General features: G+C 40.9%; 18 protein-coding genes. 1 reads left to right on the top strand and 17 read right to left on the bottom strand.

Annotated features, from left to right (window positions below; translation table 11 throughout):
- Window positions 1-43 precede the first annotated feature (43 nt).
- From lpxA to VCM39_RS17560, 17 genes are all read right to left on the bottom strand, one after another.
- The gene (lpxA, locus tag VCM39_RS17640; RefSeq protein WP_221649290.1) at window positions 44-811 is read right to left on the bottom strand and encodes an acyl-ACP--UDP-N-acetylglucosamine O-acyltransferase; all 768 of its coding nucleotides are present in this window, start codon (window positions 809-811) and stop codon (window positions 44-46) included.
- A 76-nt stretch (window positions 812-887) separates the two neighbouring features.
- Window positions 888-2273, bottom strand: a complete 1386-nt coding sequence (locus VCM39_RS17635) for a bifunctional UDP-3-O-[3-hydroxymyristoyl] N-acetylglucosamine deacetylase/3-hydroxyacyl-ACP dehydratase (RefSeq protein WP_221649291.1) — start codon at window positions 2271-2273, stop codon at window positions 888-890.
- 3 nt (window positions 2274-2276) lie between these two features.
- Window positions 2277-3320 carry a UDP-3-O-(3-hydroxymyristoyl)glucosamine N-acyltransferase gene (gene lpxD, locus VCM39_RS17630; protein WP_221649292.1) on the bottom strand — a complete coding sequence of 348 codons (1044 nt, stop codon included), beginning with the start codon at window positions 3318-3320 and terminating at the stop codon, window positions 2277-2279.
- A gap of 140 nt (window positions 3321-3460) precedes the next feature.
- Entirely contained in the window at window positions 3461-4690 is a 1230-nt protein-coding gene (locus VCM39_RS17625; RefSeq protein WP_221649293.1) for an HD domain-containing protein, read from the bottom strand.
- The gene (gene pyrF, locus VCM39_RS17620) at window positions 4687-5520 is read right to left on the bottom strand and encodes an orotidine-5'-phosphate decarboxylase (RefSeq protein WP_322932786.1); all 834 of its coding nucleotides are present in this window, start codon (window positions 5518-5520) and stop codon (window positions 4687-4689) included. Before pyrF ends, VCM39_RS17625 begins: the two co-directional genes overlap by 4 nt.
- Before the next feature lie 106 nt (window positions 5521-5626).
- Window positions 5627-6739, bottom strand: a complete 1113-nt coding sequence (gene prfA, locus VCM39_RS17615) for a peptide chain release factor 1 (protein WP_322932785.1) — start codon at window positions 6737-6739, stop codon at window positions 5627-5629.
- A 102-nt stretch (window positions 6740-6841) separates the two neighbouring features.
- Window positions 6842-8008: an AIR synthase related protein gene (locus VCM39_RS17610; RefSeq protein WP_221649296.1), complete on the bottom strand. Its 1167-nt coding sequence runs from the start codon at window positions 8006-8008 to the stop codon at window positions 6842-6844.
- A gap of 310 nt (window positions 8009-8318) precedes the next feature.
- Window positions 8319-8900: a LemA family protein gene (locus tag VCM39_RS17605; RefSeq protein WP_221649297.1), complete on the bottom strand. Its 582-nt coding sequence runs from the start codon at window positions 8898-8900 to the stop codon at window positions 8319-8321.
- Window positions 8901-8972: 72 nt separating this feature from the next.
- Window positions 8973-9893, bottom strand: coding sequence for a TPM domain-containing protein (locus VCM39_RS17600; protein ID WP_289293226.1), 921 nt, complete (start codon window positions 9891-9893; stop codon window positions 8973-8975).
- A gap of 42 nt (window positions 9894-9935) precedes the next feature.
- Window positions 9936-10898: an alpha/beta hydrolase gene (locus tag VCM39_RS17595; RefSeq protein ID WP_289293227.1), complete on the bottom strand. Its 963-nt coding sequence runs from the start codon at window positions 10896-10898 to the stop codon at window positions 9936-9938.
- A 7-nt stretch (window positions 10899-10905) separates the two neighbouring features.
- Window positions 10906-11649, bottom strand: coding sequence for a shikimate dehydrogenase family protein (locus tag VCM39_RS17590; RefSeq protein WP_002559399.1), 744 nt, complete (start codon window positions 11647-11649; stop codon window positions 10906-10908).
- Window positions 11650-11734: 85 nt separating this feature from the next.
- Entirely contained in the window at window positions 11735-12472 is a 738-nt protein-coding gene (ubiE, locus tag VCM39_RS17585; protein WP_221649300.1) for a bifunctional demethylmenaquinone methyltransferase/2-methoxy-6-polyprenyl-1,4-benzoquinol methylase UbiE, read from the bottom strand.
- A 111-nt stretch (window positions 12473-12583) separates the two neighbouring features.
- Window positions 12584-13525: a phosphoribosylaminoimidazolesuccinocarboxamide synthase gene (locus VCM39_RS17580; RefSeq protein WP_025866533.1), complete on the bottom strand. Its 942-nt coding sequence runs from the start codon at window positions 13523-13525 to the stop codon at window positions 12584-12586.
- Between the two features lie 101 nt (window positions 13526-13626).
- A complete protein-coding gene (locus tag VCM39_RS17575) occupies window positions 13627-14676 on the bottom strand; it encodes a PhoH family protein (RefSeq protein WP_221649301.1) in 1050 nt (349 codons plus the stop codon).
- A 278-nt stretch (window positions 14677-14954) separates the two neighbouring features.
- Window positions 14955-15623: a DUF5715 family protein gene (locus VCM39_RS17570; RefSeq protein WP_322932784.1), complete on the bottom strand. Its 669-nt coding sequence runs from the start codon at window positions 15621-15623 to the stop codon at window positions 14955-14957.
- Between the two features lie 102 nt (window positions 15624-15725).
- Complete coding sequence (locus tag VCM39_RS17565; RefSeq protein WP_221649303.1) at window positions 15726-17348, bottom strand: flotillin family protein; 1623 nt, start codon at window positions 17346-17348, stop codon at window positions 15726-15728.
- Window positions 17349-17436: 88 nt separating this feature from the next.
- Window positions 17437-17934 (bottom strand): hypothetical protein, encoded by a 498-nt coding sequence (locus VCM39_RS17560; RefSeq protein ID WP_221649304.1) that lies wholly within the window; start codon window positions 17932-17934, stop codon window positions 17437-17439.
- 150 nt (window positions 17935-18084) lie between these two features.
- On the opposite strand from VCM39_RS17560, the gene VCM39_RS17555 reads away from it, so the two are divergent.
- Window positions 18085-19923: a sensor histidine kinase gene (locus VCM39_RS17555; protein WP_221649305.1), complete on the top strand. Its 1839-nt coding sequence runs from the start codon at window positions 18085-18087 to the stop codon at window positions 19921-19923.
- Window positions 19924-19926: the final 3 nt, after the last annotated feature.

The raw sequence follows: 19926 nt of genomic DNA, 5'->3' as shown, positions 1-19926 counted from the left end.
GGTTCTATAACTCCATCATTTTATAATATCATAACCTTATAACTTATTTTATAATTCCACGTTCTGAATTACGAATAAAGCCTACGATGTATTCAATTTCCGGGCTCATTGGAACATCTGTCTCTATTTTTGCCAATGCGTCTGTGATATTCAGTCCGCTTTGGTAAATGATGCGGTAGGCATTGTGAATGTTTTCTATTACTTCGTTGCTAAAACCACGACGGCGCAGGCCGATGATATTAATGCCACTATAAGTAATTGGTTCACGTCCGGCAATAATGTAAGGAGGGATATCTTTACTGAAACGGCTTCCTCCTTGTATCATTACATATCCGCCTACACGGCAAAATTGATGCATCAACACGGCACCACTGATAATTGCGTTGTCATCAATAATGATTTCTCCTGCCATTTTCGTAGAGTTGCCGATGATGCAGCCATTGCCAATAATAGCATCATGTGCTACATGTACTCCTTCCATTAGCAGGTTATTATTACCTACTATTGTTTTACCTTTGGCTGCAGTACCGCGATTGACTGTTACATTCTCACGAATGATATTGTTATCACCAATTTCGGCTGTGGTTTCTTCACCACGAAACTTGAGATCCTGTGGGATAGCACCAATCACAGCACCCGGAAAAATGGTATTTCCGTTACCGATTCGAGAACCGTATAGAATGTTGGCATTGGGCATAACGGTATTGTTATTACCAATGACCACATTTTTGTCAATGTAAACAAAAGGACCAATCTCTACGTTTTCCCCGATCTTAGCCTCGGGATGAATATACGCTAAGGGACTTATCATAATTAGTTGAGAGTTGAGAGTTGAAAGTTGAGAGTTGAAACAAATAGTATTTCAACTCCTGGTTTCAATTCAGTAATTATTTGTTTTTTACTATTTGAGCCATAAATTCCGCTTCGCATACTACTTTTTCACCCACAAATGCGTACCCCTTCATTGTAGAGATACCACGACGAATAGGAGCAAGTAATTCTACACGGAAGATAAGGGTATCACCGGGTACTACTTTCTGACGGAATTTCACGCCATCTATTTTCATGAAATAGGTAGAGTAACGGTTCGGTTCGTCTACAGAGTTGAGCACAAGAAGACCGCCAATTTGCGCCATTGCTTCTATCTGAAGAACACCCGGCATTACAGGTTCTTCGGGGAAGTGGCCTTGAAAAAATGGTTCGTTGGAAGTGACGTTCTTGATACCTACGATATAGTTAGCGCCGATCTCGATAACCTTATCTACTAACTGGAACGGATAACGATGAGGAAGTAGTTCGCGGATACGATTTACGTCCATGATCGGTTCTTCGTCACAATTGTATATGGGGGCCTGTATTTCGTGCAAGCGAATTTCTTTACGCATCTGGCGGGCGAACTTATTGTTGATGGTATGTCCCGGACGGGTAGCTATGATACGGCCTTTAATAGGTTTGCCGATGAGGGCAAGATCACCAATAACATCCAAGAGTTTGTGACGGGCACATTCATTAGCCCATACCAATGGTTTGTGATTAATGTATCCCAGTTGTTCGGCATCCATGTGGGGAACTCCCATTACGTCTGCCAGTTTATCATAGTTTTCCTGTGACATCTTACGTTCGTAAATAACGATAGCATTGTCCAGGTCACCACCTTTAATTAGTCCGGCCGAGAGAAGCGGTTCGATTTCGCGAACAAATACGAAAGTACGGCTGGCAGCTACTTCGTCTTTGAACTTGGCCATGTCTTCCAGTGTAGCAAACTGATTAGGAATGATAGTGGAATCATAAGAAACCAGTACATTCAGACTGAAGTTTTCGTCTGGCAATACAATAATGGATGAGCCGGTTTCTTCATCACGGAATTCAATTTTTGATTTAATGATATAAAAGTCTTTTACAGCACTTTGTTCTTCTGTTCCGACTCTTTCAATTTCTTGTACGTAATATTGTGCACTACCGTCCAGAATAGGGAACTCCGGACCATTTACCTGAATGAGGCAGTTGTCGATGCCTAAGGCGTAGAGTGCTGCCATTCCATGTTCAACGGTGCTTACTTTTACTCCATTCTTAGACAATACAGTACCGCGGGTTGTTTCTGTTACGTTGTCTGCTACAGCGTCGATGGTGGGATGTCCTTCTAAATCAATACGTTGTATTTTATACCCGTGATTATCGGGGGCAGGATTAAACGTTACAGTCAGGTCAAGACCAGTGTGAAGACCTTTTCCTCTCAGTGAAAAGCTATCTTTCAGAGTTTTTTGTTTCAGCATTGGTTACTTATTTAATAGTTGTTGTTTTAGTTCGTCAAGCTCTTTACGCAGACTATTTACTTCTTTCTGCAGTTCTGGCAATTTTTTTTGTATGATGAATGACTTGAAGTACTGCTTTGGTTCTACAGGAGGAGTACCTATCAGCAGGCTACCGGCTTTGATATCTCCCGGTACACCCGATTGTGCGCCAAGGTTCACTTTGTCACCTATCTTGATGTGTCCTGCGATACCTACTTGTCCGCCAAACATACACCATTCTCCTATCTTTGTGGATCCGGCAATGCCCACTTGAGCTGCCATTACAGTGTGAGAACCTATTTCGTCATTATGAGCTACTTGTATCAGATTGTCCAGCTTAACACCGCTATGTATTACGGTAGCTCCCATTGTGGCGCGATCTACACAGGTATTGGCACCTATATCTACTTTGTCTTCAAGGATTACAATTCCGATCTGAGGGATTTTTTCATACCCTTGCGGGGTGGGGGCGAAACCGAAACCATCTGCACCAATAACCGCACCGGAATGCAGAACACATTCGTTACCGATATGGCAATCATGGTATACATTTACATTCGAATAAAGGGTACAATTGGTGCCTATTTTCACACCATCACCTATATAAGTATGTGGATAGATTAAGGTATTGTCTCCGATAATGGCATTCTCGCCAATGTAGGCAAATGCTCCGATATATACATTTTCGCCGATATGGGCACTTGGAGAAACAAATGCCAGTGAATCAATACCATGCTTCTTTGGTTTACTCATTTCATAGAGATTGAGCAATTTAGCAAGACTTTCATAGGCGTTATCCACTTTGATTAGTGTGGTCTTTATATCATGTTCCGGTTCAAAATCTTTGTTCACCAGTACAATACTGGATTGTGTCTCATATATATAAGATGTATATTTCGGATTGGACAGAAATGAAATCGCTCCGGGTATTCCTTCTTCTATTTTAGCGAACGTATGTACGGTTGCGTTTTCATCTCCTATAATTTCACCTTGGATAAATGCTGCAATTTGCTTAGCCGAGAACTCCATGTCTTTACTCTATTATTATATGATTTTTTTCCGTTTTTAATATATCAAATAGAGGCTACATTTGCACGTATATCTCTATCAGAGCACAAATAACGGACTTTTTTTTTATATTTCCTTACTCTTTAATGAATATTTTATACCTACTTATGCAAACGATGGTAGCAGATATAGTATTTCTTTACCTTTTTGGAGAGCAATGAGATATTCAACATATCCGATGCTTCGGCTATATTTTTGATAGTGCCGTCCTTATAAATGATATCAATACTGTCATCTGCCGGTTCGTACATATTCTTTTCGATGCTGGGGGTAGAAACAAAATAGTTCGCTTCGGAAAGTGAGATGTCTAGTTGCTGGCTTATTTGCAAAGTTAATTCTTTTTTTCGTTCTTCGCTAATGGGGTCAGGAGAAATTTCAACTTTGAAAATATTGCGGTTGATCATTCCAAGGCTAAGTGTGGAGAGCACTTTATCCGGATGATTACTCCATACTTTAAGAGAGGTCCAGATGTCATTGTCGTCCAACTGGATAAAATTCTCCAGACATTCAGGATCATTACGAAATGTATCGGGACTGATATTGTTGTACAAAAAGAAATGAAACGCTGGTGAGGCGAATAACTCTACTCCCTGGCTGGCAAGTTCCTTAGCACGCAATAAGGTACTGATAAGCATCCGCTCATAGGCAACTGAGGTTTTATGCAGATATACTTGCCAGTACATCAAACGACGGGCTGTAAGAAAGTTTTCGATCGAGTAGATGCCTTTGGATTCAACAACGAGGTGGTCATCGGCCACATCAAGCATCTTGATGATACGGGCTGAACCGATATTCCCTTCTGTGACGCCGGTATAGAAACTGTCACGACGCAGATAGTCCAGACGGTCCATATCGAGTTGTCCACTGACAAGTTGGTGAAGGAAACGTTTGGGATATTCGTCTTTGAATATCTGGATGGCAAGGCTGAGTTGTCCGTTCATTTCCTTGTTCATGCGTTCCATAAGCATGAGGGAAATCTCTTCGTGAGACACATCCTTCACGATGGTGTCTTCGAGTACATGTGAGAAAGGACCATGACCGATATCGTGTAACAGGATAGCTGCTTGTACAGCTTCGGCTTCACTGTCAAAGATAAAGTTTCCTTTAGAAGCAAGCTGCATGATAGCTTCGCTCATCAGATGGAAAGCACCTAATGAATGTTGGAAGCGAGTATGCTGTGCTCCGGGATATACCACGGACGACAAACCTACCTGTTTAATACGGGTTAAACGTTGTAAAAGGGGATGCCGTACGATATCGTACAGAAGCCCCTTCGGTATGTTGATAAATCCAAATACAGGATCGTTTATTATCTTTCTTTCGTAAGTCATAAGGGAGTGATCACTCTTTTCAGCTCTTTTTCCATTTGCATTTGTACTTCCTGTGCTGCTTTTCTTGCGGCTTCTGCAAATTTTTCTGTTTTATCTACATAGATAATACCACGGGAAGAATTTACGATTAGCCCGCAGCTACTGTTCATACCATATTTACATACTTCTTCGAGTGAACCGCCTTGTGCTCCTACGCCTGGTACAAGCAGGAAGTGGTTGGGAACGATTTTGCGAATGTCTTCAAAAGCACGTCCTTGAGTAGCACCTACTACATACATCATTTGTTCGTCATTGGCCCATTCTTGTGATTTACGCAGCACTTTTTCGAAGAGACGCTCACCATTGGGATCTTCTGTCAGCTGAAAGTCATGTGAACCCTTGTTACTGGTAAGAGCGAGAAGGATTACCCATTTGCCTTCGTAAGTGAGAAATGGTGTTACGCTATCTTCACCCATATATGGGGCTACTGTGACAGAGTCTATGTTCAGTTTTTCAAAAAATGTACGGGCATACATAGCAGATGTATTACCGATATCACCACGTTTTGCATCTGCAATGATGAATTGGTCCGGATAATTTTCTTTGATGTATTTTACTGTTTTCTCAAAGGCAATCCAACCTTTTACACCCATGCTCTCATAGAAAGCTAAATTGGGTTTGTAAGCAATACACAGGTCGGCAGTTGCGTCAATTATTGCTTTATTAAAAGCGAAGATAGGATCTTCTTCTTTGAGAAGATGTTCAGGTATTTTCTTGATATCTGTGTCGAGACCAACGCAGAGGAATGATTTCTTACGTTTAATGTTCTCAAATAATTCTAATTTGTTCATTTTGAAATGGGGATTAAGGGTTAATGATTAGTGAGTAGTGATTAGTGCTATGCAGTGTAATAGCGCAGCCACTTATCACTACTCACTAATCGCTACTCACTATTTGCTAAAGTTCGCTTTCTTTAAGTCGTTCTGTATTCTCTGCTACCGTCAATTTATCGATGCACTCCTGGATATCTCCGTCCATGAAAGCAGCCAGATTATAGATGGTATAGTTGATACGGTGATCGGTAATGCGGCCTTGCGGATAGTTGTAAGTACGGATTTTGGCAGAACGGTCACCTGTAGAAACCATTGTCTTACGTTTGGAGGCAATGTCGTCAACATACTTTTGGTGCTCTTTATCATAGATAAATGTGCGCAGACGGGCAAGGGCACGTTCTTTGTTTTTGGGTTGGTCACGGGTTTCAGTACATTCAATAAGTATCTCTTCGGCCACGCCTGTATTTGGATTTTTCCAGATATAACGCAAGCGAACACCGGATTCAACCTTATTTACGTTCTGACCGCCGGCTCCACCGGAACGGAAAGTGTCCCATTTAATTTCTCCTTCGTTGATAACAACATCAAACTCTTCGGCTTCGGGAAGTACAGCTACAGAAGCAGCAGAGGTATGTACACGTCCTTGTGTTTCGGTAGCAGGTACACGTTGTACCCGATGTACACCGGACTCGTATTTCATAGTTCCGTATACATTATCTCCCGTAATGCTACAAATAATTTCTTTATATCCACCTGCAGCTCCTTCATTGGCACTGGATACTTCTAATTTCCAACCCTTAGTTTCACAGAACTTGGCATACATACGGAAAAGATCACCTGCGAAAATTGCAGCTTCATCACCACCCGTACCACCACGAATTTCAAGGATGGCATTCTTACTGTCTTGCGGATCGGCAGGTACAAGCAATAGTTTGATTTCCTCCTCCAATTCGGGCAGACGCTCCTGACTCTTATCCAGCTCTTCTTTAGCCATTTCACGCATTTCAGCATCCGATTCATTAGAAAGTATATCTTTGGCTTCGTCGATATTGGCCAGGGTCTGTATATATTCCTTGCGGGCCTTCATCAGGTCGTCAAGTTCTTTATATTCTTTGGTTAGTTTTACATAACGCTTCTGATCGGCAATCACTGCCGGGTCGGTGATGAGGGTAGATACTTCCTCAAAACGGGCTACGAGGCCGTCTAGTTTCTCTAATATGTTATTGTTATCTGTCATAAAAATAATTATTCAATATGCTAATATGCCAATGTGCCAATTGGCTGCGCATGTGCTGCATAGTAATTGGCACATTGGCACATCAGCATATTGGCACATTATTTAATATCTGAATTCTCCGAATTCACTCTTTATTATCAGTTCTTTTTTATCACTCTCTTCAATACGTCCTACAATCTGTGCCGGGATACCGAACGATTCGCTGATGGCAATCACCTCTGCGGCATGTTCGGAAGAGATATATACTTCAAGGCGATGACCCATATTGAATACTTTATACATCTCTGCCCAGTCTGTTCCGCTTTGTTCCTGGATAGTCTTAAACAGGGGAGGAACAGGGAATAGATTGTCTTTTATTACACGTACCTGATCAACAAAGTGCAGCACTTTGGTTTGTGCACCACCCGAACAATGTACCATACCATGGATATCGGGACGTAAAGCATCCAACAACTTTTTCACAACCGGAGCATATGTGCGGGTGGGAGAAAGAACTAACTTTCCGGCATTAACAGGAGAACCTGCCACTTCGTCTGTCAGCTTCAGTCCACCTGAATAAACAAGCTCTTCGGGAACACCTGCATCATAACTCTCAGGATATTTTTCTGCCAGGTATTTGGAGAACACATCATGGCGGGCACTGGTCAATCCATTGCTACCCATACCCCCGTTATATTCTTTTTCGTAAGTAGCCTGTCCGTAAGAGGCGAGGCCTACAATTACATCACCCGGACGGATATTGGCATTATCAATAACATCGGAACGTTTCATGCGGCAGGTGACAGTACTGTCTACAATGATAGTACGTACAAGATCACCCACATCGGCGGTTTCACCACCTGTTGCATATACACCTACCCCCATTTCACGGAGCTCGGCAAGTAACTCATCTGTACCGTTGATGATTGCAGAAATAACTTCTCCGGGAATGAGAAGTTTATTACGTCCGATGGTAGATGATACGAGAATATTATCAACAGCTCCTACACAAAGTAGGTCGTCGATATTCATAATCAGTGCGTCCTGTGCAATGCCTTTCCATACGGAGAGATCACCTGTCTCTTTCCAGTACATATAAGCCAGAGAAGATTTCGTTCCGGCACCGTCGGCATGCATAATGTTACAATACTCCGGGTCTCCTCCCAGGATATCAGGAATAATTTTACAGAATGCCTGAGGAAAGATACCTTTGTCAATGTTTTTGATGGCATTGTGCACATCTTCTTTTGATGCGCTAACGCCCCGCATCATGTATCGTTGATTACTCATGAGTTATAGGATTTTGTATACGGCGGCAAAAGTACGGCTTTTTTTTTGTACGGACAAGTTAATAAGTTAACAAGTTGACCAGTTAATCAGTTAACCGGAACACAAGTCATATTTAACAGGTCGTTTTTGGGGTGTTAGCAGGTAGAAATAAGAGATTACAATAAAACACAGATTAACGCTGATTCTCGCAAAAAGATAAACTTTCAATCTGCGATAATTGGCGTTAATCTGCGTTTTAATCGAATTGCTGTCTGACTTAATAAAGCTACTCTATAGCTTCCCGTTCTTTCAGCAACTAACTCTTTTTAATTCAAAATTTCACTTCCGGAGCTGCTTCAGTACCTTCGGCTGCTTCAAAATAAACATGTTTATCGAAACCAAACATACCTGCAAACAAGCTTTTTGGGAAACGGCGGATAGCTGTATTATATGCCTGTGCTGCATTGTTGAAATTAGTACGTGCTACATTGATGCGATTTTCAGTGCCTTCCAGTTGGGCTTGAAGTTCAAGAAAGTTTTGATTGGCTTTCAAATCAGGATAGTTTTCTGTAATAGCAAGTAATTTGCCTAATGCTGAAGTTACTGCTCCCTGTGCTTTCTGATATGCTGCTAATTTTTCGGGAGTAAGATCACTTGCATTGACCTGCATCTGAGTAGCTTTACTACGTGCTTCTACTACACCTTCAAGTGTTTCTTTCTCGTGCGAAGCGTATCCTTTTACAGTGTTTACCAGGTTGGGGATGAGGTCGGCACGGCGTTGATACTGTGTTTCTACATTTGCCCACTGGCTATTTACGTTCTCGTCCATTGTAACCAATCCGTTGTACATACTGACAGCCCATATAACGATAACTGCCACTACTGCAATGATAATGATAATTGATTTCTTCATTTTTTTCTTTGTTATTATTGTATTTTCATTTTTTATTTCTATCTCTTGCTCTCTATAGGGGAACACAAAGTATTAAAAACGTGAGCCGGCTCCGCCGCCGCCACCCATTCCACCACCGAAGCTGCCTCCACTGAAACCGCCTCCACCGCCACTGAAGCTACCGCCTCCGAAACCGCCGATGAACGGACCTCCGCCACCTCTGCCTCCTCCGTGATAGTCATTGTCGTATGACTGCTGACGGCGTACCACTGTGTACCCGCAGTTACGGCAGGTATATATTACATCTTCTACTTTTACTCCATTGCGTCTGGATATCAGTGTACTGCCTGTACGTTGTAATTTATGTTTCCCGCACTGAGGACAACGGGTACTTGCTCTTATGGCCAGTATACTGATGACGGATGCTACTCCGATGAAACCTATGATTGCCAATAGGATTGCCAGTCCGGAAATCTCATTTTCGTCGGAGGTATTCTCATTTTCCATTGAACCATCAAGGCGTTGGCACACAGCGCGTACACCATTCACCATCCCTTCGTTCCAGTTCTCTACTTTCAGATAAGGAATCATTGATTTCGTTTGTATTCGTTTGCAGATTGCATCCGGCAAATCGCCTTCCAGCCCATAACCAGTATAGAATTGTATGCAACGTTGGTCGGTCACTAAGAGAATAACCAATCCGTTATTCTTTCCTTTTTTCCCGACTCCCCATTTATTGAGTAGTTGGTGAGCGAACTCAAAACAATCTTCCGAACCGATGGAAGGTACTACGGCAACTACCGTCTCTATACCTGTCGTTTCTTCCAGATTGTAAAGCATACGATCAATACTGTCACATGCGGCTTGTGACAAGATACCGGCAGGATTGCATACATATTGAAATTTATTCTGTAAATGTACTTTGGGGATGTTGTCTACTGTGTATATCTTTTCTTGTGCTTGCAAGGGCAGATAGAACAGCGTAAGAAGTATAAAAGTGAGTATTTGCTTCATAATGGTCTTTATTATTGCCACAAATATAGCTACTATTCTCTTTTATTCGATATATTTGTCAACGAAGTTTTTTACCCGGTTCGTGTATTCTGTTTTGTTCTCTTTATAAGAGACAGCATGTGTAGCTCCCGGGACGATCCAAAGCTCTTTTGGATCCGCTTTTGCTTCATAAAGAGGATAAACCATCCATGTGGGTACATAAGTATCTTTATCACCGTGTATAAAGAACATGGGAAGTTCTGCTTTTTCTACTTGTTTCAGTGAAGATGCTTCTTTAAAGTTCCATCCGTATTTTTGTGCGCAAAGCCAGCTTGTAGTGTACATCAAAGGGAATTTGGGCAGGTGGAATGATGATTTCAATTCGTGTGAAAATTCATCCCATACGCTGGTATAGCCACAATCCTCGACAAAGCATCGTACGAACTCCGGTTGTTCTTCTCCGGCCACCATCATAGTGGTGGCACCACCCATTGAAATGCCATGAACTACCATTTGTGTACTATCGCCATAAATATGATTAGCTACGTGCATCCATTGCATTACATCGAGCCGGTCTTTCCAGCCCATCTGTATGGCAGGACCACTGCTCTCGCCCTGATGTTGTAAGTCCGGCAGAAGAGTGTTAAATTGCAGGTCATGATTATACAGATAACCAATCATAAACATACGTATGGCATTATCGGTATAGCCATGTACAATAACAGCTGTTTTCTTTGTTGGTTTGGGAGCTGCAATATAATATGCATGTAACCGTATCCCTTCGGGATTTAGGATGAATGTATCTCTCAGGGCATTTACCTTGTTAAGACTGTCCACCCAGGGGCGCAGGAAGGGGTAGTTAGAGTACATGTACTCGTATGAATCGGCATCTTTGGCGCGTATCTTTGCATTGGGGGTTAATGAGAAGTTAAGCATATAATAACTTCCACCGACAGTACAACCAGTAAGCACCAGCAAAAAAATAATTGCACCTATTATCCAGTTCTTTTTTGTTTCCTTCCTCATATAATAATTACTTATGCCATATCTCCCAGGCTGCAAATGCTTGCAGAAGGAGCATTTCTAATCCGTTTTTTGTAATAGCGCCCCGCTCTTCTCCTTTTTTCATGAAAAGCGTAACGTTTGGATTATATAACAAATCGTAGAGTAAATGGTTTGGTGTGAGATATTCGTAAGGAATGTTGGGACAAAAATCAACTTTGGGATACATGCCTACAGGAGTACAGTTAACGATAACTGTATATTCGGCCATAACTTCAGGGGTTAGCTCTTCATAAGTCAACATACCCGGTTTGTGTGTACGCGAAACGAATACACTTTCAATACCCAGATTTTTTAGTCCGTGAAATACAGCTTTGGATGCACCACCTGTACCCAGAAGCAAAGCTTTCTTGTGTGAAGGAAGTAATAACGGTTGTATAGACTGTGTAAAACCAATAATATCGGAGTTATAGCCAACCAACTTAACTTTACCTTTGGGCTGGCGGATTATTTTGATAACGTTTACTGCACCGATTTTGGCAGTGTCCGGATCCAAAGAATCCAGAAACGGAATCACTTGTTCTTTGTAGGGAATTGTTACGTTTAATCCTGATAGATTAGGGTTTTCTTCAATGACTTCCATGAAGTCATTAATACTGGGGATTTCGAAATTCACATACTCAGCATCAACCCCTTCTGAGCGGAACTTTTCGTTGAAATATCCGATAGAGAACGAATGTTTCAACGGATAACCAATTAAACCGTACTTTTGCATAGAATTAATAATTATTTAATATGCCAATGTGTCAATTACTGTGTGCCACATCTTTTTTTGTTATTTGTAGTAGCGCATTGGTATATTATTTGGTTGCTGTATAAAGTGTACAGATGCCGAATGTCAGTCGCCGAAACTGTACCTGACTAAATCCTGCTTTCGATATAATGTCCGTCATGATTTCGCCTTGCGGGAAAACTTTGATGGTTTGTGGCAGGTAGTGGTAAGCACTGTTGTCTTTAGAAAATAATTTGCCTAAAACAGGGATGACAATTTTGGAGTAAATAGCAAATAGTTGTTTCATTGGGAAACGGTCAGGGGTTGTTAACTCCAGTATCACCAAGTGTCCTCCGGGAGTGAGTACACGGCACATTTCGGAAAGTCCTTTATCCAGATCCTCAAAATTACGAATGCCAAAGGCTACAGTGATAGCGTCAAAACTGTTATCAGCGAACGAGAGGGAGGTACAGTCTTCACGGGCAAAAGATATTTTATCTGCGAGACCTTCCTTTTTTACCTTTTCACGCCCCACATTCATCATACCTTCAGAGATATCCGTTCCGATAAGCTGCCTGGGCTGGAGCATACGGCAGGAGAGGATAGCAAAGTCACCAGTACCGGTAGCTACATCCATGATACGCTGCGGGTGGAAAGGACGTAACCAGTTGATCGCTTTACGTCGCCAGCTTTTGTCGATGCCCAGTGAGAGGGTATGATTAAGCATGTCATACGCAGGAGCGATGTTGTCGAACATTTGTTCTACCTGTTCACTTTTTTTGCCATCTGTGGCGTAAGGCTTGATTTGTTCCTGGGGGTAATTCATATTTAATTGAAAATTGAAAGTTAAAAATTGAAAGTTGAAAGTTGAGAATTGGAAGTTGCTATGCAGTATAATAGCGCAGCTAATTTTCAACTTTCAACTTTCGATTTTCAACTATTTTAAGAACGTAGAAACATTCTTAAATATACGTTCTGTTATATTGCTCGTATCTTCCTTAACAAATTTTTCTCCGGTGATGTTTTCGAAAAGTTCGATATAGCGGTCACTAATGCTTTGTACGATTTCCGGTGTCATTTCAGGTACTTTTTGTCCGTCTTTACCCTGGAATCCGTTCTCCATTAACCATTCGCGTACGAATTCTTTAGAGAGTTGTTTTTGTGCTTCACCTTTTTCAAAACGCTCCTGGTAACCTTCTGAGTAGAAATAACGGCTTGAATCGGGAGTGTGGATCTCATCCATCAGGTAGATAGTACCATTGTGTTTACCAAATTCATACTTCGTATCAACGAGTATTAACCCACGTTCAGCTGCGATTTCTGTTCCGCGTTTGAAGAGTGCCAGTGTATATTTTTCAAGGATTTCGTATTCTTCAGGGGTAGCCAGACCTTGTTTCAGGATTTCTTCTTTGGAGATATCCTCGTCATGCAATCCCATTTCTGCTTTGGTAGTAGGAGTTACGATTGGTTCCGGGAATTTTTCATTTTCGCGCATTCCATCCGGAAGTTTTACTCCACAGATTTCGCGTACACCACTTTTGTAAGTACGCCATGCACTACCACAAAGATAACCACGTACAATCATTTCAACAGGAAAACCTTCGCAAAGTACACCTACCGTAACCATTGGGTCAGGAGTAGCAAGTTTCCAGTTCGGGCAGATGTCAGTTGTTGCATCAAGGAATTTGGCAGCAATCTGGTTCAGCATTTGCCCTTTGTAAGGAATACCTTCAGGCAGCACTACATCAAAGGCCGAAATACGGTCGGTAGCTACCATCACAAGTTTTTCACCGTTGATGTTATAAACATCACGTACTTTTCCGTGATACACGCTTTTCTGTCCCGGAAAGTTGAATTCAGTTTTAGTTAATGCTTTCATCTTATCTAATTTACAATTTATTCCCTACGGTCATGACCATCATTTTATTATAACTATAGGTATGTTGACGATTCACTATTTACGACTGGAGTCAGACTAATTTACGAGAGGATTTTGGTATCGGGCTCGGGCTTATTTTTTTTAGCTTTGGGCTTGTTACCGGTTACCTCTGCATTCTCGCTTGTGGCTCTTAGTTCTTCTCTTGCCGCCTTTTTTTCTTTGTCAAACCTTTCATAGGCATCTACAATACGCTCTACTAATTTATGGCGTACGATATCTTTTTTGTTTAGTTCGACAAAACTGATCCCTTTAACCCCTTTCAATATACGGAGTGCCTGTACTAAACCCGATGTTTGTGAAGTGGGGAGGTCGATCTGTGTCATATCTCCGGTCACAATCATCTTGGTGTTCATGCCCATACGGGTAAGAAACATTTTTATCTGTTGAGTAGTCGTATTTTGCGCTTCGTCCAGAATCACGACGGCATCATTCAGTGTACGTCCGCGCATGAAGGCGAGCGGAGCGATCTGGATGATATTAAGTTCCATATATTCTTTTAGCTTTGCGGCAGGAATCATATCTTGCAAGGCATCATAAAGAGGTTGCAAATACGGATCTATCTTCTCCTTCATATCACCGGGAAGAAAACCTAATTTTTCACCGGCTTCTACGGCAGGGCGGCTGAGGATTATTTTTTTGATTTCTTTATTTTTAAGTGCACGAACGGCGAGCGCTATCGCTGTGTAAGTTTTTCCCGACCCAGCGGGACCGATGGCAAACACCATGTCGTTTTTAGCAAACCCTTGTACTAATTTCAGTTGGTTTTCACTGCGGGGGATAATAGGTTTTCCGGTTACACTGAATACAATCACATTTCCCGTCTGTTCAGCCTGCGGAGCGTTTCCTTTGATAATGTCGATAATAACTTCTTCTTTCAATGAGTTATATTCGGCACAATATTTCTCAAGTTTGATGATATTTTCTTCGAAGGCACACATTTCTTCCTCGTCGCCCAGAACTTTAATAACATTGCCGCGGGCAACAATGCGTAGCTTTGGATATAAAGCTTTAATTAACTGTATGTTGGCGTTGTTTACACCGTAAAAAATAACCGGATCAATATCCTCAAGAACAATCAGTTTTTCTATCATTGAGCTGTATTAAAGAAAAATATCCGCAAATTTAGTGAAAAGGTTTGGATACTTTAGATGTTCTGGCAGAATAAATTTACAACGTATGGTTACGAGTGCTTCCCACACGGGGAGGTTCGGCAGGCGATATTTGATTAAAACACAGATGAACGCAAATTTTCGCAAAGGTAGAGACTTTAGAGATAGAATAACACCTTTTTTAATCTGCGTCAATTCGCATTAATCTGCATTTCATCAGATAAATAGAACTCTGTGTACTCTGTGGTGAGCCTTGCTCATTATCTTGTTGTGATATGGAAGCAACCTTGCTTCAGCTCATATTTTATATAGCATTTATCTTTTTTTCTCAGGTCGCGCAAAACTTCCGACAATACAAGTTTCAATGTGTCTGCACTGACATCCTGTAAAGGTCGTCCGTCTTCGTCTTCGATTTTTTTGAAGCGTTTCCAGCTCACATCGAATGTTGTTCCATAGAAATGGGCCGAGTTTTTTGATGCGTTGATATTTCTGCGTCTCAAACGTTTTACATCATCTTCTGTGCGGAGGACAGAAGTAATGACTATTTGATTTGGGTTTAATCCTTTTGCAGTGAGTGAATCAAGAAAATTGCTTCCTATCGTGTTAAGTAAGTCACTGGCGCGTGGTACCAGGAAAGGAATGGAATGTGTAAGTGAATCAACGGTATAGCAGTCATTGCTTTTGATATGTACCAGCTTTTCCTTCATTCGTTCAGCTTCTTCTCGTGAAGTTAACGGGCGAATTCCTAAACTTTGTGCTGCTTTAAGGTGAATATCGTTCAGATCGCCAAATGAACGTTTATAACTGATGACCCCTTTTATATTTCGTGGCTCGTTTAGTTTGAGCGATTTGTCTTTTTCCTTGCATCCGGCAAGACTTATGAGAGTTATAAATAAGAATAAATAGACTGGATAATGATGAAAACGCATGATAAATTCTATTTCTAATTTAATAATGTGCCAATAGCCAATTCAGCTGTACATACATTGCGCAGCCAATTGGCACATTGGCACATTAATTATATTGGCACATTACTTTTTCTTTTCTTCTTCTTTGCTATCCGGGTTTATAATTCCCTTCATAGTTTCTCCAATCGGTAGTTTATCGAGAACTCCCAGACTTGGTGCTACCGTTTTCACCAGCGAACTAAGGAAATTGCCTGTACTACCGTTTCCTCCGTCGAATACTGTGATATTTCCCAGATTCATATGTTCAAATGCTTTTACCTGTTCACCGGCAATTTCTTTCCACTGGTCTACCATCTTATATTGGATGGCGATAGCCGGGTTAGATTCTGCTGCACGCACCATGGCTTCGAAACCTTCTGCTTCTGCCAGCAACGAACGTTTTTTACCTTCCGCTTCTGCCTCCAGCTTCATCTGAATGGCTTTTGCTTCTGCTTCTGCTTGTGCTAATGTAGCTTTAGCGCGAGCCTCTGCTTCGCGGGTTATTTTTTCTGCCACAGCTTCTGCTTGCAGGATAGCTTCTTGTCGGGCTACTTCTGCCGGTACTATTTTTTCAGCTTTCAATGATGATTCCACCTTTTTAGCTTTGGCTTCTTCCACTTCTTTCTGTGCAGTCTCACGGGCTGTTTGCACGGCAGCTTCTGATCTTGCAGCAGCTTCTCCAGCTTCTCTATCAGCATTAGCTTGTGTTACAGCCAGTTCTGCGTCTGATTTGGCAACTTCTTTTTGCGCTTCATTTCGCCCGATAGCTGCTTTTTTGGCAGCTTCTGCCTGTTTAATTTCCATGTCAGAATTTAATTCTGCCACGCGACTTTCCTTTTCCGTATTTGCCTGTTCGATACGTATGTTCTTATCTGCTTCCGCTTTTGCCACCTGTGCCTCTTTTTCGGCATTGGCTATTGCTACTTGTGAGATACGGTCTTTGTCTGCATTAGCAACTGAAATTTCCTGTAGTTTCTTTGTTTCGGCAATGGCGATGTCCTGGTCTTTACGGGTTTCGGCAACTTTTGTTTCGCGTTCTTTTATCTGAGTTGCAATTTTGATAGCACCCAGTTTTTCCTGCTCTTCGATGTTTGCTTGTGCTTCGTTCAATGCCTTACTTTCAGCTTCTTTACCCAGATTGACAATGTAGTTGGCTGCATCACGAATATCACTGATATTGATATTCATCAGATATAAACCGAATTTACGCAGTTCAGTATCAATGTTATCTTTTACTTTTGACAAGAATTTGTCACGGTCAGAGTTCAGTTCTTCAATTGTCATGTCGGCAATAACCAGACGCATCTGTCCGTATACCACATCTGTAATCAAGTTCTGTTTATCATCCATTGTAAGGCCCAGCATACGCTCTGCTGCATTCTGCATTACTTCGTGATCAGTACTGATAGCTACAGTAATAGTGGTTGGTACATCTACACGGATATTTTGTGCTGATAGTGCTCCTGTTAGTTTGCAGTCTATCTGCATTGGCTTCATTGACAGGAATTCATATCCTTGCAAGATAGGCCATACGAAGGCAGCACCACCATGATAGAGTTTTGCCGATCTTTTGTCTTTACCCGTTTTTCCGTAAACTACGAGTACTTCGTCACTTTTACATTTACGGTAGCGGGAAAGGATTCCGATAAACGTAAGTAGGATAACTGCCACCAGAATAGCAGCCATAATCATCATTTCCTGAGTCATGTTATTTGAGTTTTTAAGTTATTTGAGTTTCTGAGTTATTGAGATTTTCATTGTCCACTGTCCATTGTCCACTGTCAACTGTCCATTGTCAACTAATATAAAGTGTTCCTTCTTTATAAGAAGCAATGACAACTTTATCTCCTGTTTGGTAGTTTTTTGTTGATTCAGATATAACATCTACCTCTCTCATAGCACCATCACGGTTCACCTGTACTGTATACTTTCCTTCACCCCGGCTGAAGTAGATAGTACATTCCCGCCCTACAAGCTGTTCCGTTTTTTCTGAGTGATTGTCTTGCTGTAACTGATAGGCTTTTTTATAGAGATACCACACAGCAAATACGAATAGCAATCCGACGAGTATACCAATAATATATGCCGTAGCATCCGTACTTTTTTGCAGATACATATACCATCCGAATCCGATACCAAAATGGGTCAATCCTTTAAAAGAGACTACACTGCCTATGTCTGTGTCAATATCTGCGTCAGCATCAAAATCACCGAAAAAGATGGATAAGATAAACTGAATGGCGAAAATACCTGTCGTGACAAGTGCGATGATTAGAAAAATATTACTACTCATGGCGTTCAATATATTTAATGTATTATGTATCGTTGCCTCAAAGATAAATAAATTGATCTGAATTATAGTAATCAAAAATGAAAATGATATTTTTTTTTATTTATCTTTGTTCCATTGTACCGCAAACAAAATAAAGGCACGTACTATTTTATGAAGAAGGAATCTTTATTAGCGTTCTTATTAGGGAGTATTATCACTTGTTTGTTGAATGCAACTCCCGTTTCCAATGATGCAGAATTGTATCACCTTTATGCTCTTGCCAGTAAAAATCTGAATTATAGTAGTTCTGTTCCGGATGAATGTATTATTGAACTTTGTACAAAAGTAGAAAAACGAACTCGTGATGCCGGAGATTACGACAATATGTTCCGTGTTCAATTGATAGAAGTCAATGCCAATTGTTTAAGAGGAACAGTTGGTTTGGCTGTGAGTAAGGCTCAGCAGATGTATAAGTTGGCCCGTGATTTAAATTCCGATTTGGGAAAAGCATTAGCCATACAAGCTATGGGCATTACTTTTATGCATTCCAATGAAAGTAAACAGGCTTATACAGCTTTCTTGGAGGCTGAAGAAAAGTTGCAGGATTTGAATGATGATGATTTAAAAATCCGTTTATTAATACAGCAGATGCACGTCTGTACTCTTTTGGAAAAAATGGAGGAGTTACAGCATTATCTGATTGAGGCCGGCAAATTGCTCGACAAAGTTGATTTGCAAAATAAGGGTGATTATATATTTTATCTTAAATGTTATCAGGCTTTTTATAATCTTGGCATAAAAAATCTGGAACAATCCCGTTTGAGCTTGAAGCAAGTAGAAGAGTTGAGGTTGGCTGACGTAGCTTTTGATCGGTGGTATTATAATATTGCTTCTCGTTTTTATGAATTATCAGGAGAGTATGCAGAGGCTCTCACATACTGTGATTCTATTGTAACAGTGGTGTTGAAAAACGGGAATATGAATGAATATAAATATGTACTTATTGACAAGGCTGTTCTGTTGGAGAAATTAGGAGCAAGAAAAGAGGCCTGTAATATGTATGATAGAGCATTCAATTTGTCTGATTCATTGAATATGGTATATTATTCACAGCAAATAGATTCTTTGCATGTTGCCTATTGGGTTGACCAGATGGAATTAGAAAATGCAGCCATGCATAATAAGATGCTGACCTGGATTCTTTTATTTTCATTTGTTATTTTAATAGTTGCTGTTTTACTTGTTTACATATCCCTTAAAAAGAACAAACGACTGGAACTGTCACGGGAGAAGTTAGAGAAAACCCGGCAGGAGACAGCATATTCTATTCAATCCAAGAATCTTTTTCTTTCGAATATGAGTCACGAACTGCGTACCCCTCTGAACGCTATTGTAGGGTTTGCTAATTTGCTTGCTTCTGAGAGTATATTAGATAATGAAACCCGCCAACAATGTGGTGATCTGATTAAACAAAATTCCGAATTGTTATTGAAGTTATTCCATGATGTGGCGGACTTATCAGCATTAAAGGAAGATAATATTCGTTTTACGTTTGAACATTGCGACGTATTGGTTCTGTGTGCAAATGTGATTGATACAGTGGAAAAAGTGAAGCGTACTTCAGCTGCCATTAGTTTCGAGACTTCTTTGGATAGTTTGGATGTTTATACAGATTCCGGACGTTTACAACAAGTACTTATTAACCTTCTTATTAATGCTACTAAATTTACGCAGGAAGGTCGGATCGTGTTGAAGCTTGATAAAGATGAAGAACGTCGGGAAGCCATATTTACTATTGAAGATACAGGGTGTGGTATTCCATTGGAAAAACAACCACATATATTTGAACGTTTCGAAAAATTGCACGAAGGTGTACAGGGTGCTGGGTTGGGACTTTCTATTTGTCAGTTGATTATTGAAAATATAGGAGGAAAAATCTGGATTGATTCTTCGTATACCGATGGTACCCGCTTTGTTTTTACTCATCCTCTCAATAATGAACGCCAATAAGTA

This window comes from Bacteroides mucinivorans (assembly GCF_034654355.2).
Taxonomy (GTDB): Bacteria; Bacteroidota; Bacteroidia; order Bacteroidales; family Bacteroidaceae; genus Bacteroides; species Bacteroides nordii.
This window is presented reverse-complemented; position numbering and strand designations above follow the sequence as displayed.